The 12,440-nt window shown below is 48.5% G+C and carries 9 protein-coding genes; 2 read left to right on the top strand and 7 right to left on the bottom strand.

What is annotated here, in order from left to right:
- Positions 1–246: 246 nt before the first annotated feature.
- The 5 genes from FP815_12910 to FP815_12930 all read right to left on the bottom strand — a co-directional run bounded on the left by FP815_12910 (position 247) and on the right by FP815_12930 (position 6,009).
- Positions 247–759, bottom strand: coding sequence for a thiol peroxidase (locus FP815_12910; GenBank protein MBA3015824.1), 513 nt, complete (start codon positions 757–759; stop codon positions 247–249).
- A gap of 79 nt (positions 760–838) precedes the next feature.
- Positions 839–1,366 (bottom strand): bacteriohemerythrin, encoded by a 528-nt coding sequence (locus tag FP815_12915; GenBank protein MBA3015825.1) that lies wholly within the window; start codon positions 1,364–1,366, stop codon positions 839–841.
- Positions 1,367–1,451: 85 nt separating this feature from the next.
- Entirely contained in the window at positions 1,452–2,570 is a 1,119-nt protein-coding gene (locus tag FP815_12920; GenBank protein MBA3015826.1) for a sensor histidine kinase, read from the bottom strand.
- A 388-nt stretch (positions 2,571–2,958) separates the two neighbouring features.
- Complete coding sequence (locus FP815_12925; GenBank protein ID MBA3015827.1) at positions 2,959–4,638, bottom strand: PAS domain S-box protein; 1,680 nt, start codon at positions 4,636–4,638, stop codon at positions 2,959–2,961.
- Complete coding sequence (locus FP815_12930; GenBank protein ID MBA3015828.1) at positions 4,639–6,009, bottom strand: sigma-54-dependent Fis family transcriptional regulator; 1,371 nt, start codon at positions 6,007–6,009, stop codon at positions 4,639–4,641.
- 665 nt (positions 6,010–6,674) lie between these two features.
- Here FP815_12930 and FP815_12935 point away from each other — a divergent pair.
- Together FP815_12935 and FP815_12940 are read left to right on the top strand one after the other, a co-directional pair.
- Positions 6,675–8,603 (top strand): cyclic nucleotide-binding/CBS domain-containing protein, encoded by a 1,929-nt coding sequence (locus tag FP815_12935; GenBank protein MBA3015829.1) that lies wholly within the window; start codon positions 6,675–6,677, stop codon positions 8,601–8,603.
- Positions 8,604–8,967: 364 nt separating this feature from the next.
- Positions 8,968–9,699, top strand: a complete 732-nt coding sequence (locus FP815_12940) for a 3'-5' exonuclease (protein ID MBA3015830.1) — start codon at positions 8,968–8,970, stop codon at positions 9,697–9,699.
- A gap of 294 nt (positions 9,700–9,993) precedes the next feature.
- Here FP815_12940 and FP815_12945 read toward each other — a convergent pair whose 3' ends face one another.
- Together FP815_12945 and FP815_12950 are read right to left on the bottom strand one after the other, a co-directional pair.
- Positions 9,994–11,781 carry a cation acetate symporter gene (locus FP815_12945; GenBank protein ID MBA3015831.1) on the bottom strand — a complete coding sequence of 596 codons (1,788 nt, stop codon included), beginning with the start codon at positions 11,779–11,781 and terminating at the stop codon, positions 9,994–9,996.
- Positions 11,782–11,832: 51 nt separating this feature from the next.
- Positions 11,833–12,093 (bottom strand): DUF4212 domain-containing protein, encoded by a 261-nt coding sequence (locus FP815_12950; protein ID MBA3015832.1) that lies wholly within the window; start codon positions 12,091–12,093, stop codon positions 11,833–11,835.
- Positions 12,094–12,440 lie beyond the last annotated feature (347 nt).

A 12,440-nucleotide genomic window follows, 5' to 3' on the forward strand; every position in this document is an offset into this window, starting at 1 on the left:
ACGACTTGGGGTCTTCCACATCAATGGTCCATGGTTCTTTGTGGGGCTTCAAGAACTCCTCCGATATGCCCCTCCCTTCTGGGCAGGCATTGTCTGGCCAGTTACCTTGGTGGCCGCCATTACTTTGCTTCAGAAAGAAGAGGCAGGGGTAGCCTTCAGGGCACGGTGGTATTGCCTTGCTTGGCTTATCGTCTATGCGATTCTTACTGCAGTAGGTTTCAGTCGTTAATCAGTGTGTTCTTTATCTCACCCTCCACAGGATGTCACAGCCTTCAACGCTGCTTCAAAATTCGGATCTGATCCGATCTCTCCGACCAGTTCTGAGTAGCACACCTTGCTTTCCGTATCGATTATGACAATGGCTCGAGCAAGGAGTCCTTTCAATGGTCCTTCAGTGATTAATACCCCGTAATCTTTCCCAAATTCAGGAGAGCGAAATGTGGATAATGCCACTACATTGTTTATGCCTTCAATCTCGCAGAATCGTTTATGGGCAAATGGCAGATCGGCTGAAATACAGAGTACTGTTGTATTGGGGTGGTTTGCTGCTTCGCTGTTGAAACGCCGGACTGAGGTAGCGCAAACCGGGGTATCAATGCTCGGAAAAATGTTTAAGACAATAACCTTTGCCGTAAAGTCTTTGTTGCTGATCGATTTAAGTTCGGAAGAAGTCAATGAAAAGGTCGGTGCGGTTGAGCCATTGGTTGGCAGTTGGCCTATTGTGTTGGTGGGCTTGCCGCCCAAGGTGATTGTCGCCATGATTGTTCTCCTCTTTATAGTTGCAGTGTTATGTCTGTCGGCTTATTCTTTATTGTGTGAATACAAAATGTTAACGTGATTAATTGGTGTTGTTGGAGCTGGGCGGGGTGTGTTTTTGCTGGTACAGGGTGAATTGTTGGATGTCAGTACCCTGGATGTGATTTCTTAGCCATGCGGAGAGAAAGGAGATCATATCATAGAGTAGAATTTCTTGAGGTTGTGATTGGTACTCATCTACAAAGTGGAGTATTTTTTTTGAAAAATCAGCGTGCTGAATTTCATGGGCGGCAAAATCAGGGAGATGTTTGAGGTAGGATTTTTCTGTTTCAAAGTGATACTCAGTATAATAGACCAACTCTCCGATTGCTTTCTCAATCTTGATATTGTGCGGGTTAGAGCATATAGCGGTGTAGAGGGAATTGATCAGGAAAAAGAGTTTCTGGTGTTGTTTGTCAACAGTGCTGATGCCGACACTGTCAGTTGGTTGCCAAAACACATATGTACCGCCCATTTCATGTTCTGTCATAGAGAATCTACTATCCGATTGTATAGGGGGTGTTGAAATCTTATAAGATGTCATCGCTCTTTTAGTTGTTTGGGTCATCACGATGACTTAATCAACTATATCCTGTGAGCGATTGTATCGCAAGGCAGAGTGCAGACTGTCGGTCGATAAGAAGAGAGCGCTCGATTTACAGGGTGATACAGAAGGTGGTACCCTCCACCGGAGTTGAGGTGAAACTGACTTTCCCGCTAAGATACTCCTCGCCGAAGATTTTCATCGAGTACGTCCCTAAGCCTCGCCCGGCTCCCTTCTTGGTACTGAAGTGGCGTTGAAAAATTCGTAATTTGAGAGGTTCTGGGATGGCCGATTTGTTCCATACCTTGATCGCAAGACCCTCCGGAGTGTTGTCAATCCAGACTCTGATTTCTCCCCGCTCCTCGGTGGCTTCCAGGGCATTGGTTATCATGTTGCATACAACCCGCAACATGAGGGTAATGTCGGTGATGATTTTTTTTTCAGGGGCGTTATTGCTAGTTGTGATGGTTCTGTGTTGAGCTGCAGGATGGTTGTCAAAGACTGATGTGATTTCGGTTAGGATATCCTCACTTGAAATGAGTTGTTTAATGGCTTTCAGTCCGGCTTCGCCAAATCGTGACAGGGTTCTTTGGATGGCGATCTCCTGACTTATCCGGAGGACCAAATTGGTGATCTGTTGGAGCTCTGGTGGATTGTTGTGTTGGATGCTGTAGAGTTCGCAGCGACCAAGCAGCCCACAGATAATATTGTTGATGTCGTGGAAAAAGGTCCGTTCCATCGAAGAGAGGAATTGTTCTTTGGTTATGTCCTGGAGGAAAAGTAAGAGGTATCGTCTCTCTTCAAGATGAATTGGCTGGGCGCGCACAGCGAATGAGAGTTCTACGGTTTTTTCACCGCGTTTGGCGGTGAGGGGGCAAATTCGTTCTGTGGGGGTATTTTCTGCTAAGGCTGTAACAATGGCGATGGCAGCCCCACAGGTGGCGCAGTATTTTGTCGTGCCGCAACCGTGAGGCGATTCGTGGGCATGGATGCAAGAAACGGCCTCGCCTGGTCGGAGGAATAGGACATCTTTTTGGTCTGCTAGTCCCAGCATTTTAAGGAAAGAGTCGTTGATTGATAAGATCTGCCGCTGTTCATTCAGGATGGCAAGTAGACCACCTGTTGAACGGAGGAGTGTGTCGACTATGGCGTGATTACTGATAATGTCGATATCCGCAAGTAATACTTGGGGCGTTGCTTTCTCCGCTGGGGCGTACAAGGTGTCGAGCATAGAGTTCTCCGACAGAGTGGGATTTGTGCTCCTGACACTTGAGAGACTATGTATAATGGTGGTAACTGTTCAGCCGTGCCACATCTGCGTTGTTATCGGCCTGCTCATGTGCGAAAAGCACACATCGCAGGCCGATGCCTAGCATCTGCGGCACTGCTGAACTGTTACGGCTCTGGGCTTCGGCACCTTTCTGGGTCAGAAGGTGTGGATAGTTACTAATGGTATTTGATTTCTTGTGAGTAGTTTATTTTATGAGTTTTTATGACTATTGTCAAGTTTATAGTGTTAGTTAAATCATAGTTAGTTTTGATGTTGAGTGAGATGAAAATTGAATATGTATTGAGGTTTGGTGTTAACAGTGTGTCATGGAGGAGGGAAGTGGGGAAAGTTATCGCTGATCCTCAATGGGAAGGGGGAGTGTGATGGTGAAGGTTGTGCCGGTCCCTATCGCGCTGGTGACCATAATCGTGCCGCGATGGCTGTCAACAATCTGCTGGGCAATGGCAAGCCCCAGTCCGGTGCCATTTTCTCTGGTGGTAAAAAAGGGGGCGAAGATGTCCTCGATCATGGCGTTTTGGATGCCGCAGCCAGTGTCACTGATTTTGATTACGGTACTGGCAAGGCCTTGGTCAGAACTTTTCTCCCACGCTCTGATGGTGATTGCGCCACCACGTTCCATGGCGAGACAGGCATTGTGGATTAGATTAAGGAGAATTTGTTTAAGTTGATGATGGTCGGCCCAGCAGTCGAGATTGGCTGGTAAATCTATTGTCAGGCGGCAGTTGTTATTAAATTTTATGCTACGTCGGAGAATGGTCCAACACTCGTCAATTATGGAGGCTAATGGGGTCCAGCTTGGCTCGGGGATGGCGGGGCGGGAGAACTGGAGAAAATCGGTGATGTTGTCCTCCAGGCGCGAGCATTCGCGGGTTATGATGGTTAGCAGTGAGTGATTGACTGACGAGGTGGGGAATTCTTGTTCAAGTACCTGGGCAGCGCCGGAGATGGCGGCCAAGGGATTGCGGAATTCGTGGGCGATACCGGCAGCGATTTTGCCGATGGCGGCCATTTTTTCGTTTTGTCGGATCTGTTCCTCCATCTGCCGGATTCGGCTTAGGTCTTGGATGGTATAGACGCGACAGTCTTCATTGAGATTAGGCATATTCAGACGAGACCAGGAGTAACCGACCGGGATTGTGCGACCGTCTTTTCTGTTAAGCTCTAGGGTGGGTCGTGCCTCATTCTGAGGGGTTCCTTGCAGGCCAGGAAAGATTTTACCTAGCCTACGATCCATGACCTCGCTGGCTGAGTAGCCAGTAATCTCTTCCGCGGCACGGTTGAAGGAGGTGATGCGGCCTTTATCATTCACCGTGATAATGCCAGAGGTAATATCATCAAATATTTGCTTGTAGAGCTGGCTTACGAAATCAAGATGACGCGAGGTCTGGTCGAGAGCGGTCTCTGTCCATTCCAACCGTTCTGACAGTAGGGCGCTGAGGATGGCGACTACGATAAAGGAAAGGCCGTAGATTAGAAAATTCTGTAGTAGAATCGAGGGGGCGGTGGCGGCGTTCGCGCGGATCGCTTCGGGGAGTTGTGCCGCCAACACGATGTACTCGGAGGAGAGAAGCAGGCCGTAGCTAATGATGTTGATGGCGGCGATGACTAGACCACCACGGCGAAACAACATCAGCCCCGCGCTGATGATAGGGAAGAAGTAGAGGAAGGTGAAGATGGAGTGACTCCCTCCCGTATAGTAGATTATAACGGTGGCCAGGGTGCTGTCGGCGGTTATCTGGCCATAGGCAAAGGGAATAAAGCGGGTCACCCGGTTGCTTAGCATTGCCGAACTGATGCTGAACAGGTAAATAAAAATGAAGAAGAAAACAATGGCGCTGGGGGGAGGGAGGTTCAGCTCCGGGCGGGCGAACTGGAGAAAAGAGCTGATGCCGAGAAACAGTGACAGGAGTGAGACCCGGAGCAGAAGTAGCCATTTGATCTGGCGCTGCAGGCGGTCTCCGCTGCTAAGGCTTGGCGATGTGTAAAAATGATTGATGCTGGGTGGCACCTAGTCGATCTCGTATTTTTTGATTTTGTAGCGAATAGAGCGAAAGCTTACTTTAAGGAGTTCCGCAGCTTTTATTTTTGAACCGCTGGCTTGTTGAAGGGCTTGATTGATGAGTTTTTTCTCCAGGCAGGCTACGGCTTCATCAAGCCCCATGGTGAAATAGTCGTTGTTTGATGATCTGTCGTCTGATCGGGTGGGGAGCACGCTTTTTCTCCTGTGGGCGGCCAAGGTCAGGCTTTCCGGGAGGATGATATTCGAATTCTCCAGGGCCACCCCCCGTTCAATAATGTTTTCGAGTTCACGGACGTTGCCGGGGAAGTCATAGTCTAAAAGGACTTCCATGGCATATGAGGAGAGGGCCGTGATCTCCTTGCCAAAACGTGTCGCGTACTTGGTCAGGAAGTGATTTACCAGGAGCGGGACGTCGCCTTTGCGTTCTCTGAGGGGTGGTACTCGGATCGGTACGACTGCTAAGCGGTAGAAGAGATCTTCACGGAAGCGTTTTGCAATCACCTCTTCTTCAAGGTCCCGGTTGGTTGCCGAGATGATTCTGACATCAGCCTTGATGGTCTCGGTGCTGCCTACAGGTTTAAATTCACGTTCTTGGATGAGTCTGAGAAGTTTGGTTTGAATCAGTGGCGTCAATTCTCCAACTTCATCGAGAAATACGCTGCCGTGGTTGGCTTCGGCAAACAAACCGGTCTTGTTGGCCAAGGCCCCGGTAAAGGCCCCTTTTACGTGGCCGAAGACCTCGCTTTCGAACAGACTTTCCGAGATAGCGTTACAGACGATGGGCACAAATTTATTGGCGGCGCCCTTGCTGAGATCATGGATGGCTCGGGCCACCAGTTCCTTGCCGGTGCCGGACTCTCCCTGGATAAGGACGTTAGCGTGAGTAGGGGCAATGCGACTGATCAGATCGAAGATCACTTTCATCTCCGGGCTCTGACCGATGATCCCTTGAAAGCTTTGAGCCCCTTCTTCTTGGTCTGGGGCATGGCTGGTATTGCTTAGGGCGTTGCGGATGATTTTTTTGATCTCCACCACGTTAAAAGGTTTGGTGATATAATCATAGGCTCCACCCTTCATTGCCCGTACTGCGTCTTCAGGTGAGGCGTAGGCGGTAATCAGGATCAGGGGAGTTTGAACCCCGGTGGATCTCAGCTCTTCCAGGAAGCTGAGGCCGCTGCCCCCTGGCATCTTGATGTCCGAGATGACCAGGTCGGTGTGTCCCTGACGGAGGAGGGTGAGAGCGTCAGCAGTATTGGCGGCGGTTTGGGCGGCATAGCCTTCCTTCTCAAGCAGAATCTTGAGAAACTCCCGCATGCTGAGTTCATCGTCAACGACCAGGATTTTTTTTTGACTACCCATATATTCGATATCTTCCAGGTCAGACCTTTAAGGGATTGGTGGTAACAAAGAAATCGTAAGCGATTACTGGACACCCTATCTGCTTCGCAGTCTCACTGAACTCGCTTAGCTGTCCAGAGGGGGGCTGCTCACCTGCCGAAGGATAGCTCGCAGCCCCATTTCGCGCATCTGGGGTGTTCTGCAATTGTTTACAGTTCGGAGGCAGAGCGTAGTTTCTCGTCGCTACCCCAGGATCACTTACAAGAAATTTAGGTAACTATCCTCCAATTTATTATTGGAAAGTTGACAATCTCGCAAAAAGTCCGGGGATGGCTAAGCAAAAGGTGCGATATACAAGGCGCGGGGTGTGTTTTGTGAGTGAGGCCATACATATGGTATGCCGAACGAGCAAAACCGCCACGCAACGCAGTAGATCGCACCTTTTGCTTAGCCATCAAAGTTACCGGATGCAATTGATTAAGTACGATGTACTTCTCTTGCCAAGATACTGCATTTTGTTAGCTTGAGTCAAACCAGATTTCTGTCTTTGGCATGAGTTTTCTATTGCATCAATGCGATAATCTTGGAACTAGTGTTACTACCTATCCGGGAACAGGGTGTTATTGTCGGCAGACTGCGTTAACGCTGTCTTGTTTCCTCATTACTCGGCAAAAGGACCAAGTATCATGGCGATTAACGAGCAATCTTTTGTTTCGATAGAAAACGTTGTAACTTTTCTAATCAACACTCTGCCTTTTAACCTTCTCCCCCCTGATGCCCTTCGCCTATTGGCCGGGAAATGCGTGGTCGATTTTTTCCCGGAGGGCGCTATGATTTTTCGCCAGAATGTCACTGAGGTGAATTATCTCTATCTTATTCAGAAGGGTGGAGTGAAAAGTTTCCTTTATAACGACCAGGGGGAGGTAACTCTGAAGGATTACCGAGGTGAGGGTGAATGCTTTGGTTCTTTGCCGATTATTCAGGGGACCAAGGCCAATTTAAATGTTGAGACAGTGGAGGATACCTTCTGTTTTTTGATCGCCAAAGAAGATTTTCGAGCTTTACTGGAGAAGCACGCTGAAGTCGCGCAGTATTTTTTGCAGACTATGTCGGCTAAGTTGGTCAAGGGAGTCTATTCCGAGTTACGTCAACTTCGAGTTGCTCCCAGGGCGGAAGGAGCGCTCCATTTATTCAGTGCGCCGGTGGAGGAGATTGCCAAAGGTAACCTCTATACAGCGCCTTATGTCAGTACGGTCCAGGAGGTTGCGCGGATTATGAGTGATAACCAAATTGGCTCCCTGCTGCTTACTGATGATTCTGGAGTGATTACCGGCATTATTACTGATAAGGATGTTCGGGCCAAGGTGGTGGCTCAAGGTCTAGCCTTTACCACCCAGGCCTCCGAGATCATGTCTACCCCGGTCCGGACTATATCCAGTCAGTCCATGGCATTTGATGCTTTACTTAAGATGATGAAGGATAAAATCCATCACCTGGCAATCGAAAAGAACGGTGAGATTGTCAAGATGATTACTACTCACGATATTATGGTGAAACAGGGTACCTCGCCGCTGTATCTTTTTCGTGAAATCGTGGCTCAGCGTCGGGTCGATGGTTTGTACCCCTTAGCCCGGAAGGTACCGCAGGTAATTCGTACATTAATTGAAGAGGGAGCCAAAGCCAATAATATTACCCGTATGATTACGGTCTTGAATGATCACATTCTGGATCGATTGTTGTCGTTGATGGTCAGTGGTTTTGGTGATCCGCCAGCTCAGTTCTGTTGGTTGTTGTTAGGGAGCGAGGGACGACGGGAGCAGACTTTCAAAACTGATCAAGATAATGCTCTCATTTATCAAGAAAGTGACGATCCCAAGGTAATGGCCCAGTGTGAGGAGTATTTCAAAGCGTTTGCTAACACCGCTATTGGTCATCTGGTGCAATGCGGGTACCCATTGTGTCCAGGTGAGGTAATGGCATCGAATCTTAAGTGGCGTCAGCCGGCCTCGGTGTGGGACCAATATTTTCGTACCTGGTGCCAAAAGCCAGAGTCCAAGGAGATCCTTCATTCCACTATTTTTTTTGATTTTCGGCCTGGGTTCGGCACCGTAGGGCTGGCAGAAGAGTTGCGGACTATGCTCACGGGGCTGGTTCAGAAACAGGATTTATTTCTCTTGCACCTGGCACGACATTGTCTGGCATCAAGACCTCCTCTGTCGTTTTTTAAAAATTTTATTGTTGAGAAGGATGGAGAGCACAAGAATACCTTTGACCTGAAGCGAAAAGGATTGGTGTTTATCGTGGATTTTGCCCGATTGATGTCATTGAAGTATGGCATTGCCGAGGTCAATACCCTGGAGCGATTACGCATGCTGGATGAGGGCCAGTTTCTATCCCCCGGATTGTGTGGCGAAATCATCGAGGCTTATGAGTTCTTGATGCAGTTGCGTTTGGTGCACCAATTAAGGACTTTGGAAGGCGGCGGTAATCCGGATAATTATATTAATCCCAGTGATCTTTCAGATCTGGAACGGAAGACCTTAAAAGAAGCTTTTGTCGTTATTACCAGATTGCAGGATGCGATTAAATTGGAGTTTCAGGTCAGGGACCTGTGATAATTGCAGGCTGTTAACAATAAGATACTTGACCTTGTTTTTTGTCTGTTACTGTGGCGCAGGTGTGAGAGAAGAACTTGGTAATGATTGGACCCTAGGAGCCTGTCGGACTTAGAGAATCGTAGCGAGAATTCGCGAAATTGAGGCCAGATATTCATGGATTTGAGGCGAATAGCAGGGCTATTTAACGAAAAGCCATGAATATCTGGACCGATTTCGCGAATTTGTAGCCGATTTATGTCTAAGTCCGACAGGCTCCTAGAGTCTGCGTTTACCTTGTCGCAATGACACCAGCCTGGTTGGCTGACTCCGATCAGGTTCTGGTGTTGATTTACTTTTCTTTCTTGAGAGAGTGTTCTGATCTATGGTTATGAAAAAATTAGTTACAACACTCCTCTCTTCCAAGCGGAAGCCAACGCATCCTTTGATTATTCAAAATAACCAGAGGTTTTTAGCTCAAACTGGATTTCCCGGTCTGCTTAGAGAGTATGAATTTGTGGTCTTTGATACCGAACTGACCGGGTTTAATCGCAAACGTGATGAGATTGTCGCTATCGGGGCTGTACGGATTCAGGGGTTGAGAATCATCTGCGGCCAGACGTTTTATGCCTTGGTTAGACCGGATGAGCGGTTTCATACTACCAGTACTTTGGTTCACCGTCTTACTCCTCAAGAACTTCGTGGGGCGGTTGGACTTCCTGAAGTTCTCCCCCGGTTTGTAGAGTTTTGTGGAGATGCAGTTCTTGTTGGTCACTATGTCGGATTAGATCTTGATTTTCTTGCTCGGGCGACTCGTCGTTTGATGGGAGGTCATTTGGCTGCGCCTCATTTGGATACTATCCGCTTGGCAATGGCTTATCATGAACTCATCCATAAAGAGGGACGAGAGTATGCTCATCGTCAAGGAGCGTATAGTTTGTCTGGGTTGACTAAGAAGTTTGGTCTGCCTTCGTTTGATGCCCATAATGCCTTGCAAGATTCCATACAAACCGCCTATCTCTTTCTCTATTTAACCAGGAAACTGGCCGATCTTGGTCTGCGTACCTTGAACGACTTCCTCTCTGCCGGAATCAAACGGACCAACTTGCTCTCTTAAGGGACTCGGAAATTACCAATTTACCTGGATCGCGTCCAAATCTGACCCAAAGCCGGGATGCGTTATGGTAAATTGGTAATTTCCGCGTCACTAAGAACAAATCGTTTGGTCGGTCCGAGGGAGGTGGTCGTTATGGAGTTGTGAGCTGGGAGGAGTTGTGTGCGGAAAGGGCGCGGCAGGGCTGTGGGGAGGTTTTCGCATTATTTTGATCAGTTAAACAGAAAAAGGCCTTCCCTGAGGAAGGCCTTTTTCTGTTTAAACTATGAGGTGCTGCCTTACTTGTGAAGTGTCTTATTAGGCGATCTCGCGTGGGTAGCGAAGATTTTCCACCATTTTCTGAACGTGCTCTGGTGGAGCAGGGGTCATGGTGGAGACCACATAGGTTACCAAGAAATTGATCATCATGCCGATGGTGCCGATGCCTTCGGGTGAAATACCGAACCACCAATTGGCCGCTACGTTGGCAGACGGATTCATGAATTTGAAGTAGATAATGTAGGCGGCGGTGAAGATAATGCCGGACAACATGCCTGCTATTGCTCCTTCCCGTGATGCTCGTTTCCAGAATATCCCGAGTACGATAACGGGGAAGAATGAGGAGGCTGCGAGTCCAAAGGCAAAGGCTACTACCTGAGCCACAAAACCTGGGGGGTTGATGCCGAAATAGCCGGCTACGATAACGGCGCCGCCAGCGGCGATACGGGCGTAAAGCAGTTCTTGCTTGTCAGTAATATTAGGCGAAATAACATTTTTGATCAGGTCATGAGAGAAGGCAGAGGCAATGACCAAGAGCAGACCTGCGGCGGTGGACAGCGCTGCTGCCAAACCACCTGCGGCAACCAGGGCAACGACCCAGTTTGGCAGCTTGGCGATTTCTGGGTTAGCGAGGACGATGATGTCGTTGTCAATGTAAAGCTCGTTGGTACTCTTGGCATCAATCGGGGTAGTTACCACTTTTTCTCCGTACTGACCGACAGCTGTTTTGTCAAAGGCAATTTTTCCAGTAAAAGCGTTACCCTTGGCTAACTGCATCTTACCGTCGCCGTTCTTATCTTTCCATGCCACTAGTCCGGTTTTTTCCCAATTCTGGAACCAACTTGGCGCCTCGGTGTATGCTTTGTCGTGAACGGTGCGGATGAGGTTGATGCGGGCGAAGGAGGCAACGGCAGGGGCTGTGGTATAGAGGATGACGATAAAGAACAGGGCCCAGCCGGCAGAGGAGCGAGCGCCTTTGATTGTGGGGGTGGTGAAGAAACGGATAATGATGTGCGGCAGACCGGCGGTACCGACCATAAGGGCCATGGTGATAGCGAAGACGTCAATCATGGACTTAGAACCGCGACCGGTGTAAGCGGCAAAACCAAGCTCCTGTTGGATGCCGTTTAGTTTATCCAAAAGGTAGCCGGCGTCAGTATTTAAGAGTTGCATGCCGTTTTCGCTCAGCGAAGATCCGAAGCCTATCTGGGGGATAGGGTTACCGGTAAGCATAATGGAGATGAAGATTGCCGGCAGGAGGTAGGCGACGATAAGTACGCAGTACTGAGCCACCTGGGTGTAGGTGATACCTTTCATGCCGCCCATAACTGCATAGAAGAAAACGATGCACATGCCGATTATAACGCCGGTATTGATATCAACTTCAAGGAAGCGGGAGAAGACGACGCCAACACCGCGCATCTGGCCGGCAACGTAGGTGAAGGAGACGAAAATAGCGCAGATTACGGCCACGACGCGGGCGGTTTGCGAATAGTAGCGCTCACCCACGAACATTGGAACTGTGAACTTGCCATACTTGCGCAGATAAGGGGCAAGCAGCATGGCAAGCAGAACGTAGCCGCCAGTCCAGCCCATCAGGTACATGGCGCCGTCGCGGCCAAGGAAGGAAATTAAGCCGGCCATGGAGATAAAGGAAGCGGCTGACATCCAGTCGGCGCCGGTAGCCATACCGTTCATGATTGGGTTGACCTGTTTTGCTGCAACGTAAAAATCACCTGTTGTCTTGGCTTTGGCCCAGAAGGCGATGCCGATGTACAGCGCAAAGCTTATGCCGACGATGATCCATGTCCATGTTAAGATGCTCATAGTGTAGTATTCTCCTGTAATATGGTTTGTTCGATTTTTATGTTTTGTCTGTTACTGTTCGTCGACGTCGAATTCCTGGTCCAAGCTGTTCATCAGTCTGACATAGACCACAATCAGAATGACGAAGGTGACTAGCGAACCTTGATTGGCAAACCAAAATCCCAAGGGGAAACCGCCAAGTTTGATTTTGTCCAGAGAGTCGGCAAGCAGGATGCCGCAAAGATAAGAAACCGAAAACCAAATGGTGATCAGGATGGATACGTAACGCAGGTTTTTTTTCCAGTAATCTCGCAAGTCTTTTCTTTCACTCATGTTTTTCTCCTTTAGTTTAGATAATTGAAAAGTAGGCGGGATGGCCTTACATGCAGAACAATTTTAATGTATAAAAAATGATCGTCTGGATGGGGGTGGTTGGTGATTGCCCCGAAATGCAGCAAAAGGGCCTTATTGTACAAAGCTTTTGCATCGTCTAAGGTCTCCCGTTGATATCTGTTGTTGTCAGAAGTAAAATAAAGTGAATTGAAAAAAATATTAATAAATTAAACAGTTAGTCCGTGTAGGTTCCAGTGGAATAGAGTATTTATTGGATAATTGATACTACGCTGTTACACCACAATGGAGAATTGTGAGTATATATACTACAGTATTTTTACTCATGC

Source organism: Desulfobulbaceae bacterium (genome assembly GCA_013792005.1).
Lineage (GTDB): Bacteria > Desulfobacterota > Desulfobulbia > Desulfobulbales > VMSU01 > VMSU01.

Excerpts from the sequence above, each read along its gene's own strand:
- FP815_12910 (MBA3015824.1), bottom strand. The coding sequence starts at position 759 with ATGGCGACAATCACCTTGGGCGGCAAGCCCACCAACACAATAGGCCAA.
- FP815_12920 (MBA3015826.1), bottom strand. The coding sequence starts at position 2,570 with ATGCTCGACACCTTGTACGCCCCAGCGGAGAAAGCAACGCCCCAAGTA.
- FP815_12930 (MBA3015828.1), bottom strand. The coding sequence starts at position 6,009 with ATGGGTAGTCAAAAAAAAATCCTGGTCGTTGACGATGAACTCAGCATG.
- FP815_12935 (MBA3015829.1), top strand. The coding sequence starts at position 6,675 with ATGGCGATTAACGAGCAATCTTTTGTTTCGATAGAAAACGTTGTAACT.
- FP815_12940 (MBA3015830.1), top strand. The coding sequence starts at position 8,968 with ATGGTTATGAAAAAATTAGTTACAACACTCCTCTCTTCCAAGCGGAAG.
- FP815_12945 (MBA3015831.1), bottom strand. The coding sequence starts at position 11,781 with ATGAGCATCTTAACATGGACATGGATCATCGTCGGCATAAGCTTTGCG.
- FP815_12950 (MBA3015832.1), bottom strand. The coding sequence starts at position 12,093 with ATGAGTGAAAGAAAAGACTTGCGAGATTACTGGAAAAAAAACCTGCGT.